Origin of the sequence: Chryseobacterium sp. IT-36CA2 (assembly GCF_949767875.1) — a bacterium.
Taxonomy (GTDB): domain Bacteria; phylum Bacteroidota; class Bacteroidia; order Flavobacteriales; family Weeksellaceae; genus Chryseobacterium.
Genome location: NZ_CATKPG010000011.1, coordinates 958188 through 985080, shown reverse-complemented (window position 1 = coordinate 985080; position 26893 = coordinate 958188). Strand labels below are relative to the sequence as shown.

Genomic DNA, 26893 nt, shown 5'->3' with positions numbered 1-26893 from the left:
ATTGTTTTCATAAAAACACAAATAAAAGCTAAACTTTTAACCAACTTAAGCGTATTAAAAAAGGCTTAGATTATACAATCCAAGCCTTTGACTTTTTAACTTACTCACATCGTGAGATTAGTGTCAAAAAATGTAAATTCTTTCTTTTGCCTTTTAAACAGCTTCGTAATTAAAAGCTAATAGAGTTTAGTGCTTTATCAACCAGCAATCCATTAGCAGCTTTTATATTAAATGTACCGTTTCGTTTTGCTTTAAATTTAATAATGAATAAATCTGTTGTGCCTTCTAAAGGATGTTTTTGTCCTACATTAACCAGCGTAGGATATAATACCTTCTCTTTATTGGTATGCAGTCTATCATAAGTCAGGTTTTCCATTTGTCCGATATTTAATGGCGTAATTCCTACATATTCCAATTCTTGTTGGTTATATGGAATAGCAAAACTCAATGCATTTACAGATTGCAGATTACTCCCTTTTACTACAACTTCAATGATATCATTCTTAGCATACTGCTGTTTTGAAGCAGAGACGGCAATGCTGCCTTGCAATGGTTTCAATTCTTCATCGTTTACTCCTCCATCTATTTTTGTAGCAACGTTAGAAATATCATATGCATCAATGAAACCGTTCTTATTTATATCTCCATTGCTAATATATCCTTCAAAATCAGAATCTCCTTTTCTTAAACCTGTATAATTCATATATGAAGTAAAGTCATTCCTGTCAATTTTCTGATCATTGTTGATATCGCCTGGAAGTAAACTTGAAGACCCGGGAACTTTGAATACATATAATTCATTTCCACTGCCAAAGTTTCTGAAAGCATTGCTTACTTCAATCTTCATAAATCTTGTAGTAGGATGTGTGACGAAATCTAAAGATTTACTTTTGTTATTTCTATCCCAAGTAAAAGAGCCAAGTTCTGTCCAATCTTTTTTATTATCACTATACGAAATTTTACCATTCATCAATATTCCGTTGTAGCCACTATTTCTAGGGATATATTCCAATTTGCTTATGGTATTAATAGAGCCTAAATCTAAAATTATTTCAAAAGGGACTTTGCTTTTTTCATAATCTGAATGCCAGCCCGTACTCACATCCTGATCAAAAAGATTTTCTAAACCTTCCCCTTCCTGACTTGGAATTGTGACTGTGGCTTTTATGCCTTTAATTGCAAATTCGTAAGGGTTTTTATTGGTTTGGGATGAAAAAGGAACCCAATCAGAGGTATTGGCTTTATTTACGGCTCTTAATTTGAAATCATATTTCGTTTCAGGAGCTAATCCTTCAAACAAGAAAGACGTATCTTTTATATTACTGTATCCCATATTGTTATATAGTATTTCGTAATAGTCAGCATTAGGAATTGTATTCCACGACGGTAATATAGAATATGCAGTGTTTGTATTTTCTGAAGTGATTGGTTTTAAAGTTTCTGCAAATGCTCCGGAATTATTTTTTAATTGATTGGAATTAATAAATTGGTAGTCTTTAATGACAAGCTCTAGTTTGTTTTTGCTTACATCGGTGATTTCTGATTTTACCCAAACTTGTGGATTTCGAGAAATCGAAACCTTTGAAAATTCAGAGTCTTTTGTAGAGAAATTATTGAATTCTGGTTTGCTGTTGTAAAAATATACGTTTGCAGCATTATTGAATTCATCTAAAGTATTTACTGCATTGAGTTTTATATTTTTACCTCCAATAGAAAGTTTTACAGCAGATGGTTTTTTAGTAACATTAATTCTAAATTCTGTTATTTTTTCTTTTTCAAAACCATTAAAGTTACCTTGAGTAGGAGAAATAATTATTGTTGCAGTATTTTTTACAACATTACTTTCTATAAGGGTGCTTACAGATTCTTTTTTCCTGTAATTTTCGGTTATGCCATCGTCATCATATTCTGTAAAACTGGATTTGTCTGAAGGATACACCTCATAAATTCTTAATTTTTTATTGATTTGATGAATATTGTTATTGGCATTTACCATCGGAATAATGGCACCTGGCTTCACAAATAGAGGGAGTTTCCAAACTGGGGCATCGAAATGATTTAAAACAATTCCTCCTTCATAAGTCTGCCCTGTGAAGTAGTCAATCCAATTTCCTTTAGGAAGGTAAATATTATTTCTAATATCATTTCCTTCTTTATCCATTTTTGTAGCCTGGTATACGGGAGCAACTAAGAAAAACGGTCCATACTGATACTGGTACTGGGTAGATTTTCCTAATGTATATTCATTAGCTTCATCTAAAAACATTGCTCTGATCATTGGCAATCCCTCTACAGCTTCCTTCGCTATACTATAGGTATAAGGAAGCAGGCTGGATTTCAATTTTAAATAGTTTCTGTTAATAGAAGCGGCTGATTCACCCAAAGCATGGGGATACTTTTCATTGGTTCCCCAGCCATCCATGTTGAGCTGCATAGGAGTAAAGGTCTTCCATTGAAAATCCCTTGTATTGATAATTGGGTCTTTCCCTCCAAAAATACCATCCATATCCGAAGTAATGTTAGGCTGGCCAGACAAACCGGAACCTATATAGGTAGGAATATGGAATCTGATATATTCCCACTCTCCACCGGTTTGGTCTCCTGTCCAAATACCTGCATATCGTTGTGAACCAGCCCAGCCGTCTAACGAAATGATAAAAGGACGACTCCCATTACCATAGCGTGGTATTATTTGAGCCACGTCTGAAATACCATTCAGCCCGAATGAATAGCCAGGGCCTACCCAGGCAACATCTGTTTTCAACACTCGTACTCCTGCGTCACCTACCTCTTTTATGATATCTCTTTGTAAAAGAGCACCTATTCCTTCTTTTGGATGCAAATCTGATTGAGTCCATAATCCTATTTCTACTCCATTCTTTCTGGCATAATCTCCAAATGATTTTAAATTTGCAATGTTGCCTTCCAAAGTTTCTGTTTGCCCATATCCTGCACCATACCCATCATTTGGTAATATCCATCCCAGAGGCATATCTGCATTTTTATACCGATCTATAACAGCTCTGGCAGAAAACTGATAGTTATTTTTTTCTCCATTTAAAGATTCTTTAACTCCACCGTTATCTTTCTGGCTCTCTTTATATCTTTTTCCGTCTTCAAATAGGATTCCTTTATCATCTTCTTTCCAATAATCTCTATTGTAGGCATTAAGATGTCCTTCATAAAAACCAAATTTGGGTAAAAGTACAGGGTTCCCTGTGAGCTGGTAAAAATCGTTCAACAAAGATTCAGGATGATCATTTACCATAAAGAAAACATCAAGGTAATTAGTCTCATGAGCCAGTTTCACTTCATTTTTATTCTGTTTACCGAAATCATAATATCCTTTTTTGAAAGTATGCCACATAAAGCCATATCCCTTTGTAGACCAATAATAAGGATTTGGAGATGCAACACCACCATCAGTCCAGTTATTTTGATTCACAATGAAAATAGTATTTCCTTTATGAGAAAATCGACCGTTTTGTACACCGCCTCCATAGAAATATTCATCTTTTCCTTGAGATAAAGTGAGTACAGCTTCTTTAGAATTAAATTCAATAGGAGCAATAAAAGAAAATACCTCTTTATTAAGGTTCAAGTTGAATACTTTAAATAAAGAAGTTGTTTTTTCAACTTCTATTTTAATTTTACTGGTGGAAATAGAAACAGTCTGTGGTAAATTGTTGACAGCAATTTCTTTTACTTTTTTTCTAGGCTGATCTACCAAAATTTGAGCAGGAGGTATTGCTTCAGGATTTCTTACTTCTCCGCCTTTGGGATCTAAAAATAATCGAAAAATATTTTCTCCATAAAAATCTATTAGTATTTTTTTGTTGTCAGAAAGCAAAACTTCTACAGAAGTTTCTCCTTTCTTAGAAACATTTTCAATTTTTTGAGCCTGAATTTTTCCAATGAAGAAAAAAAGAAAAGAGCTCAATAGTAAAATCTTTTGAATTTTTGAATTTAACACTGCATCCATTTACCTTGATTTTATTTATTAATTGACATTTTATACTACTCTATGAAAGTAATATCAATATTGAAGATAAAATTAACTATAACTTTTTATGATATTACGACTTTCAAAAATAGTTTTTTATCGAGTACTAACTATAGTCATTTATATAAAATTAATATCCCTTTGCTGCCTGAGCTTCTTTTAGGTTCGGATTTAAATCCACAGCTTTTTGAGGATAAGGAAATCTGTAAAATCTATCATCCCAAACTCTTGTTGCAACCTGTGTATTTTTAATATCGTAGACAGTTTTCATTACATTGGGTGCAATCTTCCATCTTCTGATATCATAGAATCTGTGCCCTTCATTGGCTAATTCTATTCTTCTTTCATTTCTGATAATATCTCTTAGGGTTTCTTTTGTTTGTGTGCTGCTAACTCCTACCATGCCTGCTCTACTTCTAATTTGATTTAATGCATCATAAATAGTAGAATCCGGGCCAAATAATTCATTTCTTGCTTCGGCATATATGAGTAATACCTCTGCATAACGGATAAGCATAAAGTTGTTGCTCATATTTAAGTTCTCATCTAATGAGCCATAATCCACCATTTTTTTATAATTATAGCCTATTTTAGATGTATTGTTTCCACCTTCACTCCATTTGAATAGTTTACTTGTCCCAAAACCTTTTAAATAAGACCAAGGTCCATTTGGATGCATTATACTTGCATACAAACGAGTATCTCTGTTTTTAAATTCATCCAGATAAGCGTTGTTTGGATTGCCATTATTATAATTTGAAGCTCTTGTAGCATTAGAAGGAGGTGTAAATGCCGTTCCATCTTTATTCCAATAGGCATTTACCAAATCAATGGTTGGGGTTATAGAACTCCACCCACTCTCTTCATTTGGCAATAGGTAAAGAGCCATGCTATTACTAAATATACCTTTAGAATCTGGTACAAATTGAGCTTCTAAAATTGATTCTTTGTTGCCATTATTTTTAGCCCAGAACAATGCTTGATAATTACTTAAGCCTTTATAAAAATTATCTTTATCTGTGGCAGAAGTAAAGGTAACAAAGCTGTCATAATTTGTACTTGTGTCTACTGAAGTTGTACTGAAAAGATCGTAAGTACCGGAGTTCATTACTGATTGAGCAGCTTCATAAGCTTCTTTATATTTTCCTGTGTATAAATATACTCTTGCCTTAAATGCTGATACAGCACCTTTTGTTATTCTACCCTTATCCGGGCTAGATGGGTAAGCTGTTGGTAAATCATTTTCTATAGCATTTAATTCACTGGTTACAAAATCATCAATTTGAGTTTCAGAAATAGGTGTAAGGGTGGAGCCATCCAATTCACCTGATTTTTGCACAAGTGGAAGAGCTCCAAAACGTTGTGATAAATCAAAATAATTAAAAGCTCTTATAAACCTGGCTTCTGCTTTATATCTGCCAGCCAAATTTTTGTCCATAGGAATTTCATCAATTTTTTCCAAAAAAGTATTTGCTCTTCTAATTGTAGTAAAATCATATCCAAAATCTATTGTAGGAAGTATATTTCCTGCAGAAGCATCTACTGCAGTTGTTTCCCAGGGATATTGAGCATATGAATTATCGGTAAAACTATCGTTATACAAACTGCTATAAGCTGCACTAGACAAGTATGTATAAATACCATTTAATGCCATAGTAGCGTCTTTTTCAGTTTTCCAGAATGTTTCTTCTGATACTTTGTCTTCCGGAAATCTATCTAAATTACAAGAACTAGTCACTATAGTCAGGGAAACTGATAGTAATATAATTTTTATTTTTTTCATTTTCAGAGGTTTAATAAATTAAAAAGTTGCATTGATACCAAACGATATGGTTTTTAAGTATGGATATGTTGAACGACCGGTAGCCTGTTCAGGATCAAAATCTTTCATTCGTTTATCTCCTCTCAGTGTAAAGTAGTTCTCCAAGTTTGCATATATTCTGAATTTTTTCAGTCCTATGCGGCTAATTGTTTCCTGAGGAATAGAATATCCCAAAGTAATTGACTTAATTCTAAAGTAACTTGCATCAAAAAGCCAAAAATCTGAAGTAACACCTATATTTTGAGTTCCTCCACCAGCTGGCAATATCCTAGGATACAAGGCATTAGGATTTGGATTCTCCGGAGTCCATCTATTATCTGAAACATATTGTTTTGCACCGGAACCATTGAAAAATGCCTGAGAAGATTCTTTATCCAGATATACCTGAACATTAGCTACCCCTTGCCCTACTACGCTAAGGTCAAAATTTTTATATCTACCTCCTACGCTTATACCATAGGTAAAACTTGGAACATCATTTCCTATTACTGTTCTATCGTTCTCATTAACAACTCCATCTCCATTAACATCCACATACTTTATATCACCAGATTGAGAGGTGCTATATAATTTGGGATAATTATTATTAATATCCTCTTGGGTTAAGAGACCAGCAGTTTTGTATCCGTAGAAATCACCAATTGAACCCCCTACTTGCGTTATCCAGTTATTATCATATAAAGGTTTGTTATTTACAAGTGAAAGAATATTGTTTTTGTTTTTAGCAAAATTAGCATTGATGTAAAAGTCCCCATTTTCAAAACTTTTATTATATCCCAAACTAATTTCTATTCCTTTATTTTCTACATTACCCGCATTAATTGGCGGTGTTTGGTTTTTCTTTGGATCACTGTCTATGAGTACACCTGTTTCATATGCTAATTGGTTGTTCATTAGTGCACCTTTTGTAAGACGGTTATATAAGTCTACAGAGAAAGTAAAAGTATTACTGAATAAAGATCCTTCCAAGCCTATATTTTTGGTAACAATTGTTTCCCAGCCTATACCTGAAAAACCAAGCTTACCTGGTACCATTGCCCCTACTATAGCATTCCCCAGAACTGAAGAAGAGCTATCCATATAAGTCTGATTGTCATAATTACCAATTGTATTGATAGATCCGGTGCTGCCATAGGAACCTCTTAATTTTAGTGTATTGATAAAATTTAAGTTTTTAATAAAATTCTCCTTATCTAACCTCCAGGAAGCCATAACTGCAGGAAAATAACCCCACCTATTTTCTTTAGCAAAACGTGAAGATGCATCTGCCCTTATAATACCTTCTAAAAAATATTTTTCCTGATAATTATAATTGATACGGGCAAAAACAGACTGGAAAGCATATTGCCCGGTATTAGATTTTAATTCATCTAAGGTTCCATCAATGGTAGAAAGAGCGCTTAAAGAATGTAATCCATCTTTTGGTATATTAGATTTTTTACCAGATATAGATCTGGTTGTATAGTCTTCATAGGAAGCACCTCCCAATACTTTAAAATAATGTGATGATATGTTTTTTTCATAACTTATCAAGATCTGAGTATTAAGTGTTTCATCAGAATTCCAGGACTCAGAATAGTTATTAATCGCTCTCGCGGTTGCCCCAATAGGAGCATTAGTTAAAAAGTTGTATACAGGGTTTAGTGTATTTACAAAAGTACCTAAACGATAGTTCCAGTTTGAATAGCTGATTAGAGCATCTATATTTAATCCTTTTACAGGAGCGTAGTTTGCAGATAATGCCCCCATAAATTTTTGATCATTTGACTTAGAATCTCCCCCCTCTATATTATTTCTTACAGGATTAGTATTCGCAAATGTGTTATCTACTTTACCAGCATTAACGGATCCCCACCATCCATTGGATTGCCTTAATGCCATAGTAGGGGTTATTCTTGCCAATTCTATAGTATTAATATCTCCTCCCTGATCATTGATCATTTGTTTGATAAATGATATATTAGAATTTACGGTCAATTTATCACTTAATTTAGAGGATGTATTGGTTCTAAAAGAATATCTATCCATACCTTTTGTAGGTGATAGAGACTCCTGTTTCAAATACCCTAAACTTGCGAAATAACGGGTTTTATCTCCTCCTGATACATTAATCTCATTATTGAGCACATTGGCCATTTTTCTATAAGTGGCTTTATACCAGTCTGTGTTCGGGTATCTATCTGGGTCTGTACCTGCAGCTGTAAGATCTATTTGATCTTGCTTATATTGAGAAAAATGACCAACATTATTATTAGCGTTATAATATGCTTCATTTTTCAGTTTCATATATTCAACAGCATCTACATACTTAGGTAAATAGGTGGGTGTCTGATAGCCATTATACATATTATAACCTATACTCATCTTACCTCCACCGCCTTTTTTGGTCTCGACAAGAACCACCCCATAACCAGCTCTTGTACCATAGATAGCTGCTGAAGCATCTTTTAATATGCTTATATTTTCAATATCAGCTGGGCTTAACCTGGAAAAATCTGCAGCACTAGAGGTAATACCGTCTATAATATAAAGAGGCGCATTCCCCGCAACACTTCTTCCCCTTACATTTAAAGTGGGTACAGAACCTACATCTCCTAAAGAAGACTTAATGGTAACTCCGGGTAAAGCACCTTGTATACTCGCTGTTAAGCTTGTTGTTGGGCGATCCTGTAGTATCTTTTTATCAACAGAAGCTATAGATCCTGAAACAGTTCCTTTTTTCTGTTTTCCAAATCCTACTAAAACTATTTCTTCCACATCTTTTACTTTTTTAGAGAGAGAGTCAGAAGGTTTGTTTTTAGTTTCTTGTGCATCCACAAATGTTATAGATGACATTAGAATTGCACTCAAAATACAAATTGTAGTTTTCTTCATATTTTATTAACTTTTATAACAATATTATTCTATCTAAGGGTAGTTCGCTTCTTACCAATCTTTCTTTATAAATAAGATGTAATAAGAAAAATCTAAAGGTCTCGTCTTACTCTTTACTCTTCAGATTATGCAGAACCAAATGGCTATTTCAGTATTGTTTTCATTTTTAAATGCAATCGCTCCTATTTTTTCACTCTCTTTACTACCGGATATTCTTCATTGTATTGAGCAGCTTATTTTTTAACAATGTCTTTTTAAACAAAACATTTTGTTTGAGATTTAATTTTAGTTTTCCAGATAATGTTGAATTCTAAAACCATATCCATTTCCCATTTTTTTCAGGCAAGAACAAAAAAATGATGATCTCCCATATTTTATAATATAAATCTCTGTTCCGGCACAATTGAAAAACAGGTAAATGAAACCTCCCGATTATGCCCAAATACACTTATTATACTCTCTTCTTATTTTCCTTTTCTAAGTGTGAACTCACTATTACTATAATATTAACCCTGTGTAACTCAAATGTATAGTTTTACATCATAGCTCCATACTAGTAGCCACCAGTTTTTGTACCTTTACCACCAGTTGAAAATCATTTGAATATGCTTTATCAGGAAGTTCATAGAGATTGATTATAGTTGGCAGACACGCCTCTTGCTTCTCTATTTTCCAAGAGAAAAAAAATTTATCCTATAGATTTTTTTGAACTATAAGAATATTTTCACCTTGTTACTCATTGATCACCAATCAAATAGTAAGGCGAATTTCTAAAGGTTAAAATAATAATGGGCGGAGAAATCCGCCCAGGACATACTGATTAAAAAGTTATATCAGTAAAGAAGTTAAATATATTTTAAATTTGATTTATAGATTTTGTATCTGTACTGGTGAAGAATTACCTCAACCGCAGTATAGAACAGAATGTAAAGAGTTTCTAGCACAATTACACGATAACTTTGCCAACAGCCTTAAAATATCCTCAATATATCTTTGAAATACAGGCATAATACCTCTTTCGCAAACCTTTAGGAAGTAAAATTTTTTCTATAGAATTGGCTGAATATAATATCAAAGGTATTCGTTTGGGTTTCAAATTTCCCCTAATTATCCACCTCAACAAAGTTAAAATCTTATTTTTTTGTGTGATTTATAAAACTTCAACGTCATCTTTTCTTATGACAAAATATCTTTTTTGATTAAGGAAATTGCCTATCTTTTTAGAATTCCCACCTTACAAAGGCTTCCATAGCAGCATAAGTGGCAAGTCCCATTTTATGATAAGTTTCTGCTGTTTCTCTGTTTCTTTCTTCTGCTCTTTGCCAGAATTCTCTCATGTCTGTCCCTTGGAATACTACTCCATCTTTTTGAGATTGATGTTTGAAAATCCCATAGCGCTTCTCCAAAATTTGGTCCGGGCTTAGTGGAACTGCCATTTCTATTTCTTCTATAGACCACTCTTTCCATGCTCCTCTATATAGCCATAACCAACAATCTTTCATGTATTCCTTCGGTTTTAAATTTTTAACAGATTCAAAAATAGCATCCAAACACACTTTATGCGTTCCATGAGGATCTGCTAAATCACCAGCTGCAAATATCTGATGTGGTTTTACTTTATCTATTATATCTGTTACAATTTCTATGTCTTCTTTGCTCAGTGGTTTTTTTTCTATTCTGCCTGTTTCATAGAAGGGCATTTCCAGAAAATGAATCTGGCTATCTGGTATTCCCACGTAATAGCAAGTAGATCTTGCTTCTCCTTTTCTTATTAAACCCTTTATATGTCTTACTTCTGGAATGTCTATATCGCTATTTTTTTTATTTTGTAAAAATTTGACTGCTTTATCAAAAATCTTTTTCGCCGGACCATTTTCTATGCCAAACATTTCGTTGTAATCACACACAAAATTGGCAAATCGCAATGCTTCAGAATCTGCTACTGCTATATTTCCAGAGGTTTGATAAGCTACATGAACTTCATGCCCCTGTTGATGCAATCTTATGAAAGTTCCACCCATACTAATAATATCATCGTCTGGATGTGGGCTGAATATAAGTACTCTTTTCTTAGCCGGGGTCTTTCTTTCTGGTCTGTTAGTATCGTCAGCTCCTGGTTTACCTCCTGGCCAGCCGGTTATGGTATGTTGTAATTTATTGAAAATTTGAATATTGATATCGTAGGCTGGCCCTTTGTCTGCCAATAAATCGCTCATTCCGTTTTCTATATAATCAGAGTCGGTAAGCTTTAGTATAGGTTTTTCTATTTTTTGTGCTAATCCCAAAACTGCTTTTCGGATTAATAAATCAGTCCATTCTATTTTTTCTACCAACCATGGAGTATTAATTCGGGTAAGTTTATGAGCTGCTCCCTGATCCAATACAAAAGTAGCATTTTTGTGTTCTTGCAAATAGGAAGCTGGCACCAGGTTGGTAACAGGACCTTCCACAGACTCTTTTATAATATTTGATTTAGATTCACCCCATGCTAATAGGATGACTCTTTTTGCTTCCATTATTTTCTTTACACCCAATGTAATAGCTGTTCTTGGGGTATTTGATAGTCCTAAAAACTCATTGCTTGCAGCTACTCTTGTAATATGATCTAACGCTACAAGACGGGTTTTGGAATTTTGTAAAGAACCCGATTCATTAAACCCTATATGACCATTACCACCAATACCTAGGACCTGCAGATCGATTCCGCCTAAGGCTTCTATTTTAAGTTCGTATTCAGTACAATAGTTTGCTATTTCTTCTTTAGATAATGTTCCGTCAGGAATGTGATAGTTTTCAGGAAGAATATCTACTTTATCAAACAATAATTCTTTCATAAAACGGACATAACTATGTATGGAATCTGGTTCCATAGGATAATATTCGTCAAGGTTAAAAGTGACTACATTTTTGAAACTCAAGCCTTCTTCTCTATGCATGCGTACCAATTCGGCATATAAACTCTTTGGTGATGAGCCTGTTGCCAGCCCTAGAATGCAAGGTTGTTTTTGAGACTGTTTTACACGTATAAGATCTGAGATCTCTTTTGCCACGGATTTCGAAGCTGAAAGTGAATCCGAGAAAATAACTGTTTCTATTTTTTCAAATCTTTTTTCAAATCCCGTAGAGGAATCTATTGTGCTCTTTAACATATTAATTTGGTTTTGTGATGTGCTAAAATTAAATTTATATATAGAATTTGTATTTCTAAATCTTCAATGAACTATTTCCTATTCTTACATTTTAATTTACTTGTTATAAAGTTAGATTATTCCCATAAATTTTCTGGATAAAGTTTCTTCATTTTTAATTCTGAAATAGCTTTTTGCACCTTTTTTTTATCTTCAGGATAGGTAACTCCGAACCATTTATCGTTAGATTTCAGTAATTTCACGTTAGCTTTTCCTGATGCTATACTATCGGCAACCAAAGTTGGTAAATAGTATTCTGCTTTTAAACTTCCTTTATTTTCTTCCAAAAATCTTGTAAAAGAATCATCAATAAGTTCAAAGCACTTTGGGGTGAATCCCCAAAAATTCATTGATACTGTTACATCCTCATCAATTGCTGTAAAGGTCTCATCTTCTTCTTTATACCTCAATTCTTCTTTATTTTTCTCTATGTGGGTTCTTTCAGTAACGTTTAATAAGTTTCCATTACAATCTACCTCACATACCCCTCGGGAAACATACCCATGGTCTGAAACCGTATTTTCCAACAAATAACCTATCATGCTGAAATTATAAGAGCTGGGGTCTGTTTCTTTTAGAAAATCATACATCGCCATAAAGGCATCTCTACCATAAAAATCATCAGCATTAATAATGGCAAAATTTTCGTGTATCACATCTTTAGTAAGTAATAATGCCTGCCCGGTACCCCATGGTTTAGTACGCTCCGGATTAAGATATTTTGCCGGAACAGTATCTATTTCCTGAAATACATATTCTATTTCGGCTTTACTTTTTAGTTTTTGCTCAAAGATCTCTTTAAATTCTTTTTCAAAATTCTTACGAATGATGAAAACAATTTTTTTAAACCCTGCTTGCAATGCATCATATAAAGAAAAATCTATAATAGTATCTCCTTGCGGTGTAAATGTGTCTATCTGTTTGAGACTTCCGTATCTACTGCCCATTCCAGCTGCTAAAACTACTAGTGTAGGTTGGTGATTTGTATTCATTTTTTAATGATGTTATTTAAAATTTTTTAGTTTTATAAAATTCCAGGAATTTATAGTTAACGACCTCCGCCAAAGGACCTCTTGGTAAAAATACTCATTTTAGACCGGAAGATTGGGGACTATTTCATTTTCTATTATATCTTCCTCAAGTACTTAAATATCTATACAGAAACCCTTCTTTCCCAAAATTAAGAATTAAAATAGCTATACAAACTAGTACCTACCTGTTTTTATATATGTACCACCAGTTGACCTGTTTTGCTTAGTTCAGCTCCCGTACAATAGAGCATTATTGATGTCAGCAAAAGTGTAGTACAAGGAATTTCCGGTTATTTCTCAAAAAAAATTGAGAATGATAAAGATATCACACTTTTTACAGCCTCCAAGTTTACTGATATACCCCTTTAAATATCCTGATAATTTCAGATTATTCTCACCTTTTATGAAGTCCTTTGCATAAAATCATGATGTTTGTTTTGATATTTTTTCATTTCTGGTAGCTTAATAAAGCTATTTCGGAACAATGAAAGTCAACTGGTGGTGAATATTCAAAAACAGGTAGGGGTAAGATTATGGAATTACTTTAATTATTAATTTTGGAAAAACGGTATTCAATATAAATGTACCACCAACTTAAAACAGAAGTGCAATGGGAGTATTTACCTGCAAAAAGTATTTCTGAGAATATAGTTTTGAGCGAGTAAAGTATTTTTTATCATTATCACAAATAGTGCATAAGGAATGTTTGGGAAGATTACTGAATATAATTCAAAGCTAGATTTATCTAGTGGAAAGGTAGACAGTAGCCATACTCCTATAAGATATTAATATCTGGTTATTTTATTATTTTTTAATCAAAAATTTACATCAAATGAAAAACAATTATTTTATTCTTTTATTTCTGTTCTTTTTACAGACAGCTTTGGCACAACAGTATAAGATGCCTGTAGCGTATGTAAATTCATTACAACCTGCACAATCCGGGCAGGAAGCCGGGCAGTCTATTGATAATAATGTAAATACTCTTTATCATTCTCAGTATAATTTGAGTACAGCACTTCCCGATCAGTTAAATTTCACATTTTCCAATCGGGTAAAAAGTATAAAAAGGTTAGTTTACAAACCTAGAACAACAGGTCCTAACGGAATCTGGACAAGTGTGAAGATTTCTTATTCCACGCAATCCGCTCCTACCGTTTTTACAACAGCAACCGGAGTGATTTCCTGGGCAGCGGATAATACGGCAAAAACAATAGATTTACCAACAGCAATTGTGCAGCCTGGTGTTATTAGAATTGATGTTCTAAGTGCTCAGAATAATTTTTCAAGTTGTGCCGAAATGGAATTTTACTCTACAGAACAGATGGATCCTGTACAAACAGAATGTACACTGGCAACCAACGAATTTTCAGCTTATGCAGATATCCCTGTATTGCCTCAGGTGGCAGGATCTTCGGCTTCAAGTTTCCAATCGGGAGAAAATATAGAAAATTCCTTTGATGGCGATGTAAGCACACTTTATCATTGCGACTGGAATGCAACAGCAGCCACTTTTCCTATTTCCTTGATTTATAAGTTTGATGGTCAGACAGCTATGAATTATTTAAGGTATACACCAAGACAGGATGGCGGACCAAACGGACTTTTTGGAAATGTAAAAATAAGCTATAATACAATTTCTAATCCTGCTTACGTTACTATTTCTACTCAAAATTTCGGGCAGACATCTGCCATAAAAACGGTAAACTTTCCTTCCGCAATTACTCCTTTAAATATAAAAATTGAAGTTCTTGATGGTAAAAATAATTTTGCAAGCTGTGCAGAAATGGAATTTTTTAAGACCAACTCTAATAGTTTTAATCCTTCAGCCTATTCAAACATTTTTAATGATGCTATTTTCAGTACTTTAAAACCAACTGTAACCCAGCAGGATATTAATGCAATTTCCTCACCTTTCATGAAAGGATTAGCTCAGTGTTTATTCAATAACACCTACAATAAAAAATACAGAGTGCAGACTTTTATGGCATATAAAACAATTGAATCAATAAATGCCCAATACAAAATAGGAAATTATAATGGATATGAAAACCCTACAGGAATAGCATTTCAGCCTAATACCACTGCTATTGTTTTTGCAAAAGATATTACGTCAGAAAACAAAGTTTACTTAAAAGTAAGAGATTTTGCTACTGAAGGAGCGTCTCCTGAAAAAACATATGAACTAAAAAATGGAATAAATATCCTCGCTATTACTAATAAAGGATTGGGATATATTTCATATTACACCGATGATGCAAACGCTGCCCCTGTAACTGTAAATATCACAGCAGGTATTGTAAATGGTATTTATAAAAAAGGTACGACGTCTGCAGAATGGGCAGAAATGCTGACTAATGATGTCTATCCAAAAATTGATATTGAAGGCTATTATACAAAACTGGTTACCAATAAGTCTGTGGTAAGTAATTTCCATTTCACAACCGCTCAGCCTTTGATAGATAAGTACGATGCAATTGCCAAGTCTGAAAGAGAAATGATGGGCTTCTTTAAACTCAATAAAAACGTTAAAAACAGACAGCTTGTTTATATGGAATCTACAGGAGGATGGTTTGCAGGAGGTATGGGAGTTCATTTAGATCTTACTTGGGGATTGTCTAATTCAAACTCAGCACCGGGACTTGATATTTGGGGTGTGGCACATGAATTAGGTCATATCAATCAGGTAAGACCAGGATTAAATTGGGTTGGTACAACAGAAATCACTAACAATTTATACTCTGCATGGGCCTATTATAATATGTATTCACCTACAGGCAGCAACAGGTTTACAAGGCTGGAAGGTGAAGTTGCCGATAAAACTGTCTTTCCTCAAGTAGCAGGAAACAGATTTGGAGAAATTATTATTCAGACACAAATTAACGGGAAAAGTGTTATGGATCAGTTCAGAACTGATTATGTGAATCCTGCTGATGCGAATTTCAGAAGCCTTGTTCCGTTTTGGCAATTAGAATTGTATTATCAATTGGCGGGTGCTTCAAAAGGCGCTTCAACCCTTCCATTGGATTCAGATATGTCTGATGAAGATACTCCTACAGTTACCCCTACAGTTCCGGGAGTAGATTATGCACATTGGTTTGCTACAGTAGCTGAGAAAGTAAGAAATACAAACGAAACTCAGCTTACACAAGGGCAACTGGTAATGAATTTTGTAAAAAACACCTGTGATGCCGTGCAGGAAGACCTTACGGATTTCTTCACAAACACCGGTTTTTTAAAGCCAATAAATGGAACAATATCAGATTATACCAATGCTCAAATGACCATTACGCAAAGCATGATTGATGATGTGAAAAGCTATGTTCTGGCAAAAGGATATGCTAAACCTGTATCTCCGGTTATCAATTATATTTCAGCGAATAGTGTAAATGCATTCAAGAATATGCAGCCTGTTTCGGGGGTTACAGGTGTGGGTGCACAGATTACAACCAATGCGCAAGGACAGTTTTTATTGGTAGATAATTCTAAATGGAATAATGCTGTTGCTTTTGAAACCTATAATGCAAGTAATCAGCTTATCAGTGTTTCTATTGTAGGAACAGGAGATACTACATTGGCAAATACGTATGTAGATTATCCTGCCAACGCACTGAATGTGTATGCTGTAGGATACAATGGACAAAAAATACTGGTTTATCCGGCATTTACATTAGCAGCTAAGGATATTAAAACAAATAATAATGAATTTAGTGTTTATCCGAATCCTTTAAAAAATGGCCAAAAATTAGTGATTGATATTAAAAATTCAGGAGAAAACCTGAAAGCAGAATTATATGATATGACAGGGAAATCACTTATTTCAGCAAAAGGCTCTTTACGTGAGATCAATAAGGAACTTAACGATAAAATTCAAGGTTTGAAAACCGGAATCTATCTTATTTCAATACATGATGGAACCAATACCTATCAATCTAAGATTATTAAAGAATAATATTTTATAAGTGTGACCAGTCCTGAAAAAGGCTGACTAGTTCAATCATTCAAATATATTTTAATCAGAGTAGGAAAATTCCTACTCTGATTTTTTTGTCTATTTTTAGTTTCATGCTATTTTTCAATAACAATGAGTAAAAATAACCTTTGCGTTTATATAATTAGAAAAGTTTAAATGAAGATTTTTAAGACGTAATTAACTGTTCAGCCAGTTAAGGCATTCAGCAATCTGTATTTTACTGATAAAAACTTCTGCATTCACTTCCGGTTCTGGAGAAAGTCTTAGCTCTACTTTTTGACTGGAATGTTTGATAATCTCAGAAACGGCTTCTTTATTAACGATAAACTTGCGGTTTATTTTAAAGAAGATCTCAGGATTCAGCTTCTGAATAATATCTTTAATGGTATCATCATAAATATAGGTCTGATGATCTTTTGTAGTCAGGAAAAGATATTTTCCTGAGGCAAAAAAATAAGCTGTGTTATGCTCGTCTATTGATTTAAGTTTATTCCCTTCTCTTACCATAAAACGTTTCATCATCTCATCATCCGGCTGTCTTAATGAGGAAATGGATTTAAGAACCGGTTCAGGATCAAAATTATTTCTTATAGAAATAAATTTCTGTAAAGCTTTATGTAAATCCTCTTCTTCAAAAGGTTTCAGAAGATAATCAATGGTGAAATGCCTGAAAACTCTCATGGCATATTCGTCAAATGCAGTAATGAAAATGATTGGGGTAAAAAGTTCTACATGCTCAAAGATTTCAAGGCTCATTCCATCACCAAGATGGATATCCATAAAAATAAGATCTGCAGAATCTTTTTCAAAAAAATCGATTGCCTGTTTTTTGGAACGAAGAATAACCGTCTCTGTAACAGGGACAACGCTTTGTATATCTAAAAGATTTTTCAGATAATTCACAGCCAGTAGCTCATCTTCTATAATGGCAATTTTCATAACGCTGCAAAAGTACAAAAAAACCGCTAAAACAATTAAGTTCAAGCGGTTTCCTCTGTATTGAATTTGATATGAAGTTTTATAAATTAGGGTTATTCTTCTTCGCACTCATTGGATATTCAATGGTATATCGCGGATCATTCTGCTGAAGAATATACTCTTTGCCACTGATTATATGGCTTATTTTTTTCTGATTTGCTCTTCTTAAGTCGAACCATCTTTGTCCTTCCAAAGCAAATTCTCTGAATCTTTCATCCAGAATAAAAGTCATAAATGCTGTAGAATCCATTGAAGATACTGCACTTTGCACTGAAGTGTATCCGTCCGGAGTATATCTGTTTTTTAATACTTTCAGAAGTGTTTCTTTAGCTTCCGCCAGTTTATTCAACTTTAATAATGCTTCAGATTTAATAAAGTATTGCTCTGCTGTTCTGAAAGACACTTTGAATTCTAAACTTCCTCCTTTGGTGACTTTATACTTACTTCCATTCTTTTCAAAATACATGCCAAACCTTTTATCTGCGGTAGTATTGTATGAAGAAATCAGTTCCGGAGATGCAAAACATAAGTTTTTTATAGAATTATCCCATGTATTATCCAAAGCCATGATAGATTCCGGGGAAGCATAATGGTTCGGTACTGTATTGGTGGTATTCAGATTGCTCAAATCTCCTTTTACTGCCAATACCTGATCTGCATAGTTTAAAGCTTTATTCCAGTCTCCTTCATATAAAGCAGCTCTTGCCTCAAATGCCAGCAATGCTGTTTTTGAAAATCTATAATTGACTCCCAGTGCCTGCTTCTGCTCCACCATCAGATCCTCAGCTTTTTTAAGATCTGAATGAACCTGTGTATATACTTCCTGTACAGAAGATGGCTTCAATACCTCTTCAAGATCAATTTCCAAGTTGATGGGAACTCCTCTGTCTGTAGAAGCCGTAGCACTGTTGTACGGTTTTCCATATAAATTCACCAAATCAAAATACAGGTAAGCACGCAAAGCATAAGCTTCTGCTAAAATCTGATTCTTTTCTGGAGAATCCTGCATTGTTTTGCTTCCTTCATTGATAATCTGGTTCAGGTAGAAATTAACAGAATAAAACCTTAGCCAGGGAAATTCATTAGAAGTTGGGTCGTTATTTGAATCTTTCCACATTGCCATTTCACGATAAGAAACAAAATCTACTCCATTGTCATCAATATTCACCTCATCGGTACGAAGGGCTACCAGCGATTTGTGAACCGGATATTTTGAATACGCTGATGTAAGTACTTGTCTGTAATCTTCAGCGGTAACAGGAATAACTTTTCCTTCGGGCTGAATATCTAAAAACCTGTCACATCCTATATTGATAAGGCTAATTGCTGTAAGTGCTATGATTGTTGTAATTTTTCTCATTGTTCTCAAGTTTTAAAAAGAAACATTAAATCCTACGGTTACGGACTTGGTGATAGGCTGTGCATAAATATTACCATAGGTCTCCGGATCAAAGTACCCGCTATATCCGTTACTGAATACAAAAAGGTTACGTCCTTCAACACTCAGTCTCAGACTGGAAATCCCCATAGGATTTGTAAATTCTTTAGGCAGTGTATACCCTAAACGGATGCTGCTGATTCTTATATAGCTGATCTCTTTTGCCCATATATCAAGTAAGCTGTATGCATTGGAACTGTTTCCGGCAAACCATTTATTCGCCATCCATCCGTCCGGATTAGCTTCCATATCCGGACTTGTGATACCCGGAAGTGAACTTCCTGCCTGATAAATATCTCTTGTATAGTTTCTTCCTCTATCCAGATCCATACCTCGGTAAGATGGTGTTCTCATTACAGTTTGCTTCAGATTGAATGTTGCAGAGATGGTAAGATCAAAATTACTTATCTTAAATGTGTTGATAATACCTCCTGTAAATTTCGGATCTCTGTCTCCCACATAAGTAAACAGGCTTCTCAGTTCAGCGCTTGAAAGTTTTGTGTCTACAAGCTGCCCTGGAAGGAAATCAGCATATACGTCATATAATTTAAAGAATTCAGCTGCTGATATTTTTTGGTCTCCTTTCCAGAATAATGGGTTTCCGTGCTCATCCATTCCGGCCGTTTTCAAAGCAAAAACAGCATTCACAGGCAGACCTTCTCTTGAAGGAAGAAACGAGTTATCACGAGGCTGCTCACTCAATACTCTACTCTTGTTATGTGCAAAGTTGATGGTAGTAGTCCACTTGAAATTATCATGATTAATGTTTCTGGTAGATAATGCCAATTCAAATCCTTTATTGGTCAGGCTTCCCCAGTTCATCATAGTATATTCAAACCCTGTTTCAAGAGGGGTTTCTCTCATACTGATCATATCGGTACCTTTTCTGCTGTAGACATCAGCGGTAAGACTCACACGATTATTGAACAATCCTAAATCAAGGCCAAGATTCGTGTTGGTAGTTTTCTCCCATCTTAATTTATCGTTTGGAGGACTTATTACAGTAATAACCCCTTCTTTTACACCTGGAAGAATTGTTGCATCATTATATTCTCCAATAAAGAATGGTGAAGTATTTCTGTCAATATTCCCTTGAAGACCATAAGATGCTCTCAATCTAAGGTTAGATACGGCAGGAATATTTTTCATAAAGTTCTCCTTCGTTACCAGCCATGATCCTGAAACTGCCCATATTGGAAGGTATTTATACTTTTTATTCACCCCGAACAGGTTCGTTCCGTCATATCTTACACTTCCGAAGAAAGTATATTTCTGATCATAAGTATAAGATGCTGTAGCAAACATAGAAGCGTAAGCATTCTCTATTGGCGGGTTTTCACGATAGGTTTCATATTTTTTATCGGATGCAAAATCTGAATTCGGGAACACAATAGCAGTACCTCTTCTTGAAGTTGGATCATATCCAAAGGCTCTTGTGATAGTTGTATTATCCTCTGTTTTTCGGATTTCTGTTCCTGCCATCAAATCGATTTCATGTTTTGAATTGATTTTCGTGCTGTATGCTGCCTGCAATTTCCAGTTGTACTGGAAGAAATCATTATCCCAGTTTTGCTTTACAGCACCTGCAGGTAAAAAGTAATTGTACTTACCGTCTTTGTAGTAACGGGTACCTTCTCTCATTTTTCGGGTGGAATAAGTGTTCTGTCCCGCAAATTTCTCAGTTTTATTAGCATCATACTGAATTCCTAACTGAGAGGTAAATCTTAAACTTTTGGAAGCTTTATATTCTAAATCTAAAATGGCTTTCAGAGAGTTATTTTTTAGAGAATAGCTCGTATTTTCCCTTTCTTCAAGGAAGTTGAAAGGAACATATAAATCCTCAAAACCGTCTATATCTCTATCATAATTATAGCTTCCGTCCGCATTAAAAGGCTTCAGGTAAGGATTGGCATTTCTTGAATAATTAATAGGATTGATTGAAGCATCAGCATCCGTTACAAAAGATGTACGTTCGCTCTGTGTTCCGAAAATAGAGATTCCTGCATTTAACTTATCGCTTAATTTATAATTGTTTTTTAAAGTCAGGTTATAACGTTTAAAACCTGTACCGATAGTTGTTCCTTCTTCATCATAGTATCCCAGGGAGAAATAATAATCTGCACGATCACTTCCTCCGGAAACACTTAATCCGTATTGTTTGTTGATGGCATTTCTGTACAACAGTTTGCCCCAGTCTGTATCGTTGCTTCTTAAACCGTTGATCTGCTGGCGTGTGAATGAATTCAATGCATCAAAACCTCCGTTTCTGAAAGCATCAAGCTGGCTGTTCTGAGTCAGAATTCTCATCACTTCCCCTTTATCTGCACGGTAAGTAAGATCTGCACGTTTTGCAAGCATCAGTTCCAGGTCTACTTTTTCAGAAGCATTTAAAAGGTTCAGTTTACCAAAATCAGGACGTGATGTCACAAAAGTATCTGCTGAAAAGTTCAGTTTCAGACTTCCTTTCTTTCCTTTTTTTGTGGTAATGGAAATTACCCCGTTTGCTGCTCTTGCTCCATAAATGGCTGTTGCAGCGGCATCTTTAAGGATGGTAATATCTTCAATATCATTAGGGTTCAATCCTGCGATAGAGAAGTTCTGAAGCTGGTCAATATTATCTTTATCGGTAAAGTTCGGAACATCGTTTCCTTCCAACGGAAGACCGTCAATTACCCATAGTGGATCCTGAGGACCGGAAAGAGAAGCTGTACCTCTGATTCTGACCTTCGCAGGACTACCAGGAGCACCGGTTTCGGGAGTTACTGCCACACCAGCAATCTGCCCTGCCAGCATTTGGTCTACACTGGCAACACCAGCCTGGCTGATGTTGTCCATTTTTACTGTAGAAACCGCTGAAGTCTGCTTACGCTTTTCAATTTTCTGGTAACCGGTGATGATTACTTCCTGGATTTTATTCTTATCTGTTACCTCAGAAGTTAGTCTGATGGTATAGTTGGTCTGCCCTTCATTAAGCTGAATTACTCTGGATTCATAACCAGGATAGCTTACTGATACCGTTTTTGTATCGGCAGGAATTTCCAATATAAATTTTCCGTCCTTATCGGTTACTGTACCTACTGATACACTTTCGATAATTCCTTCTAATTCTGTTTTTGTAGAGATAGATTGTGTCTCAATTTTTATAGAAGCACCGGTAATGATATGAGATGTATTTCCATCTTCTATTTTCCCAGTAATGGTTTTCTTTTGCTGAGCCATTGCCATGTTAGCAGCTAAAAGAGGTAAAAGTATTAGAGTTTTTTTCATTGCCGTTTATTTGTTTAAAGCCTCTTGAATACGAATGATTAAATCTGTGTAATGTGCTCTGGAGGCATCATCGCCTCTGTATCTTGTTCCGTTCAGTAAGTCCAGAACCTTCTGAAGTTCTGCCCTCTTGTAAGTAGTGACTTCTGATACTCTCTTCATGGATGAATAATTGATATTCCTCAACCCATGATCTTCTTCATGGAAATTACAGATGGTCGGGATGTTCAAATTATCATCTGCTTTCAATCCTTTCACTGCTGTTTTCTCAAATAATTTGTTTACTGAAACAATCAAAGCGTCCACATAATTTTTCTGAGTCATCTTCTCAAGCATTGTAAGGCTTCCTTTTTTATTAAAAATTGCCTTTCTTACCTGATCAAATAAATTTTCAACGGTGTAGATCTCTTCTTTCGATCCTGAAACCTGGTGTTTCATCTCGTTTTCAAGCAACCTCAGCAATCTGTCATCCATCAATAGGGAATAGATAGTCCCATACTGCATTCCTCTTGCCAGGGTATACGGCGTCTGCTCGTAGGGTCCCATTGGTGAGTCTTTAACCGGGTATGTTTTTTCTGTAATCGGATTAAAGAATAACCATTCCGGAAGGTTTATAGCATTTTTCACAAGATAATCAACCGCTCTTCTCTGAATTTCTGCAGGAACGGCTTCATACGCTTTCTTCTTATTACCGAAAACAGTATTGTTCAGGTAAATTCCTCCTACATTTGCCATCACGTGACCAGTATACAGATCCCACTGCCCAATTACTCCCAGATACAGTTTTCCGGCATCCGTGTATTCTTTACCGTCATCATACGTCCATTTCAGAAGATTATTGATCACAACTTTCAGGTTTTTCATTCCGTACTCGCTGGCTTTCATCGCATCATCACCTAAATCTTCAGACTGCGAACGCGGGTCAATGGTTTCCAGGTAGCTCTGCTGCTCACCGTAGAAATACATCGGGTCATCCCCATGTTTTTCAATCAGGTTTTTCAACGCTTTTTTCTCTACGAATTCATCCGGATACCAACGGTACCCCCACTCAATGGCATATTTATCGTAAAGACCAATTTTCGGAGTGATTGCTGTAACGCCATCTTCCGGCTGAGCTACGTAATTGTAACGTGCATAATCCATAATGGAAGGTGCCGTACCACCCATTTTGTCTGTAAATTCTTTGGAACGAAGCGACTCTACAGGGAAGGCAAAGGATGCTCCCATATTGTGCTTCAGTCCGAAAGTGTGTCCTACTTCATGAGATGAAACAAAACGGATGGCTTCACCCATATGTTCATCACTGAATTTATTTCCTCTTGCTTTCGGGTCGATAGGTCCTGTCTGAATTCTCATCCAGTCATGAAGAGAAGTCATTACATTATGCCACCAGATAATATCTGCTTCGATAATTTCTCCACTTCTAGGATCTACTACAGAGGGTCCCATTGCATTTGACTTTGGCGACGCGGCGTAAGTAATTACAGAATATCTTACATCATCAATATCAAAATCTTCATCTTTTTCCTCCGGCATTTTCGCAATCACTGCATTTTTGAATCCTGCTTGCTCAAACGCCGCCTGCCAGTCATGTACTCCGGCAATGATTTTTTCACGCCATTGTTTTGGTGTTGCCGGATCGATATAATAAACAATCGGTTTCTTAGGCTCTACCAGCTCACCTCTTAAATATTTTTCTTTGTCTTCGTCTTTGGGCTCAAGATTCCATTTGGTAATGAAAAACTTTTCATCCATTTTCTGCTGATTGTCATTAAACGACCAGTGTTTTTCGGAGAAAAATCCTACTCTTGAATCGGCTACTCTTGGTTTCATCGGTATTTTAGAAAGCAAAACCAGATTGGTTGTAACGCCTAATGTTACCGGAAGATCTACTCCACCTTCATTAACAGAAGTAGACAATTGAGACTTCACTACAAGGTTTTTAGGAAATGTTTTCACTCCTTCTATATAAGAAAGGCTTGATTTCACAGATCCTCCTAACCCTACATTCCCCAAAACATCGTTAAAGCTCTTTTGATTTCCATCAAAAACTTTGTTCACTTTAATGGCTACCGCTGTAGAATCATTGTTTTGTGCTTCAATATCAAAGACTTCAATAACAGATTCTGAAAAGTTGTCTTTCACAGATTTTGTAATAGCATCATTTTTTGGTGATGACACTTTAGGAACCACAGTTTTTACCCATACTTTTTTAGCTATACGATCTCGGTGAAAGGAGATAACCTTATTTTCATAATTCATTCCTTTATTCAAACCAGCCTCATTCACCTGCATTGGTACCTGAGATAGCTTGTTGACCACCAAAAACTGACGCCCCATCAAGCTGTCTGGAATTTCAAAATAAATATCCGTTTTTACCTGAATGGTATTAAAAAGTCCCTTTTTATAGGTTCCTTTTTTGATCAGATCTTCAATTTTTTTTGTTTTCTTTGACGAGGAAGTGTCTGTCTTGTCTGTTTTCTCCTTATTGACCTTTACTGTATCTTTATCTTTTTTCTGTGCTATTGCCATTGGTGAGGCCATAGCAAGACCTAAATACAGTGCGAGTCTGTAATTCTTCATTAAAATAGTCCGATTCATTCCAAATAGTAAATATCTTAGTTTCAGTAAGCAAAGCTATAGGTATAGCGAATCATATATATAATATTAGGGAGTGAATGGTGATATTTTGGGAGTGAATGGATTTTTTATTTTCACTTCATTAATGGTAAAAAACATATGAAATATTCACCATCTACAGAAATATGAAGAAGATTATTCTTAAAATACCCATAAACCTGATTCAAATAATCAATTCCGAATTTCTCTCCCTGCACCGGTTCCGTTTTGGGCTGCCAGGTATTCTTTACCGTAATACCTTCTGAATCTACTATAATGATAATTTCCAAAGGCTGATCTATTGTTGCAATATTGTGCTTTACAGCATTCTCTGTGACAATCTGCAATGATAAATACGGAATTCTTTTTTCAAGACTATTGGGATCATTAATAATTATCTCAAACTTTATCTCTTCATCAAACCTGCTTTTCAGAAGTTCCATATAATGTTGTATAAATTTGATTTCCTGAGAAACCTGAACAATATTTTCTTTCGGAGGTACGATCAGATATCTGTAGATCTTAGAAAGATTCATGGTAAACTTCTGTGCATTTTCTTTATTGATCCCGATCAGCATATAAAGGGAATTCAATGAATTGAAAAGGAAATGCGGATTGATATTGTTTTTGAGCTGCTGAAGCTGATTGATGACTTCGGCTTTGTGCATCTTTTCGTTCTCTATCAACAATAAATTCTTCTCAGACTGTATTTTTTCTTTTTCCTGATAAGCCAGATTGGTTGCCCTCTGGAACAATATAAAGACTGTTACAATAAGAAACAGGGCTGCCAGAAAAATATAAACGGTATAAGTTTTTATCTTACTGATGTTTTCATCGATGATAAAATTCACATGATTTACCACGGTATATCCGTCAAAATTATCGGTTTTCAATGGTTTTATAAATCGGGTTACTTCTACTCCTAGATATTCTGAAACAGATGTTCCTTTAGTATAGCCAGTTTCAGTTTTGCTAGCCAAAGTATCAGCAGGCTTAATATCTGTAAAATCAAAAATATTCTTTCCGATGTATTTTTTCTCAGGATGGGTAATGCAGATTCCTTCTTTGGTAAAGACATAGGCGTAAGTATTGGAACTTTTGTCAACATTGATAAAATATTGGTGGAGATCATCCAGACTTACTGTAGAACCATAATATAATTTGTTTTTATCAGGCAACACCAAAGAATCATAGCTTATCCAGTACATACTGTCTTTTTTGGTAATCAAAAGATCTTTGAAATGCCCTGGACCATTATTTTTTATCACAATGGATTTTTCCTTATTATCTTTATTCTTGAAAATATCAGACAAAGGATTGTTGCTCTCAGACTTTCCTGAACTCCTGTTTTCATAGTAATACCAGCTGTAAGGGAGCAAATTTCTTTTTTTGTTTAAATCATTTAAAACTAAAGAATAGTCCTTATAATTCTTCAACCCGTCTTTCTGAATGAGTGCACGAAGCAGATATTGATAATCTTCAATATTTCTGAATTCGTGTTCTATAGATTCATATTTTCGGAAGAATGTCTTCTTTGCAAAATCATCGGTATTTTTTCGGCTGTCTTCTGTAATCAAAAGACTCAAAACGGCAAATGCTGCCACAGCAATCAGGCAGGCAGATAAGGCAGTTATATAAATGGACTTTTTGGATAAAGCGTGCTTAAAATTAATAATCAAATTCCATGAATTGTAGGTTAATCT

11 protein-coding genes are annotated in these 26893 nt (G+C 35.0%); 1 reads left to right on the top strand and 10 read right to left on the bottom strand.

Features of this window, described 5'->3' with window-relative positions; translation table 11 throughout:
- Positions 1–169 precede the first annotated feature (169 nt).
- The 5 genes from ACM6F9_RS05250 to ACM6F9_RS05230 form a co-directional block, all read right to left on the bottom strand.
- A complete protein-coding gene (locus ACM6F9_RS05250; RefSeq protein ID WP_414844726.1) occupies positions 170–3982 on the bottom strand; it encodes a TIM-barrel domain-containing protein in 3813 nt (1270 codons plus the stop codon).
- A 151-nt stretch (positions 3983–4133) separates the two neighbouring features.
- Positions 4134–5786 (bottom strand): RagB/SusD family nutrient uptake outer membrane protein, encoded by a 1653-nt coding sequence (locus ACM6F9_RS05245; protein WP_414844725.1) that lies wholly within the window; start codon positions 5784–5786, stop codon positions 4134–4136.
- Positions 5787–5804: 18 nt separating this feature from the next.
- Positions 5805–8699 carry a SusC/RagA family TonB-linked outer membrane protein gene (locus tag ACM6F9_RS05240; RefSeq protein WP_414844724.1) on the bottom strand — a complete coding sequence of 965 codons (2895 nt, stop codon included), beginning with the start codon at positions 8697–8699 and terminating at the stop codon, positions 5805–5807.
- A gap of 1220 nt (positions 8700–9919) precedes the next feature.
- Positions 9920–11854, bottom strand: coding sequence for a glucosamine-6-phosphate deaminase (gene nagB, locus ACM6F9_RS05235; protein WP_414845102.1), 1935 nt, complete (start codon positions 11852–11854; stop codon positions 9920–9922).
- A 110-nt stretch (positions 11855–11964) separates the two neighbouring features.
- Positions 11965–12879 (bottom strand): nucleotidyltransferase family protein, encoded by a 915-nt coding sequence (locus ACM6F9_RS05230; protein WP_414844723.1) that lies wholly within the window; start codon positions 12877–12879, stop codon positions 11965–11967.
- Positions 12880–13750: 871 nt separating this feature from the next.
- Here ACM6F9_RS05230 and ACM6F9_RS05225 point away from each other — a divergent pair.
- Positions 13751–16870 carry a M60 family metallopeptidase gene (locus tag ACM6F9_RS05225; protein WP_414844722.1) on the top strand — a complete coding sequence of 1040 codons (3120 nt, stop codon included), beginning with the start codon at positions 13751–13753 and terminating at the stop codon, positions 16868–16870.
- 198 nt (positions 16871–17068) lie between these two features.
- On the opposite strand, the gene ACM6F9_RS05220 is transcribed toward ACM6F9_RS05225, so the two are convergent.
- From ACM6F9_RS05220 to ACM6F9_RS05200, 5 genes are all read right to left on the bottom strand, one after another.
- The gene (locus tag ACM6F9_RS05220) at positions 17069–17830 is read right to left on the bottom strand and encodes a LytR/AlgR family response regulator transcription factor (RefSeq protein WP_414844721.1); all 762 of its coding nucleotides are present in this window, start codon (positions 17828–17830) and stop codon (positions 17069–17071) included.
- Between the two features lie 79 nt (positions 17831–17909).
- Positions 17910–19229: a RagB/SusD family nutrient uptake outer membrane protein gene (locus tag ACM6F9_RS05215; protein WP_414844720.1), complete on the bottom strand. Its 1320-nt coding sequence runs from the start codon at positions 19227–19229 to the stop codon at positions 17910–17912.
- Positions 19230–19241: 12 nt separating this feature from the next.
- On the bottom strand, positions 19242–22574 hold the full coding sequence (locus tag ACM6F9_RS05210; RefSeq protein ID WP_414844719.1) for a SusC/RagA family TonB-linked outer membrane protein: 3333 nt from the start codon (positions 22572–22574) through the stop codon (positions 19242–19244).
- A gap of 6 nt (positions 22575–22580) precedes the next feature.
- On the bottom strand, positions 22581–25154 hold the full coding sequence (locus ACM6F9_RS05205) for a zinc-dependent metalloprotease (RefSeq protein WP_414844718.1): 2574 nt from the start codon (positions 25152–25154) through the stop codon (positions 22581–22583).
- Positions 25155–25285: 131 nt separating this feature from the next.
- Complete coding sequence (locus ACM6F9_RS05200; RefSeq protein ID WP_414844717.1) at positions 25286–26869, bottom strand: histidine kinase; 1584 nt, start codon at positions 26867–26869, stop codon at positions 25286–25288.
- Between the last annotated feature and the right edge of the window lie 24 nt (positions 26870–26893).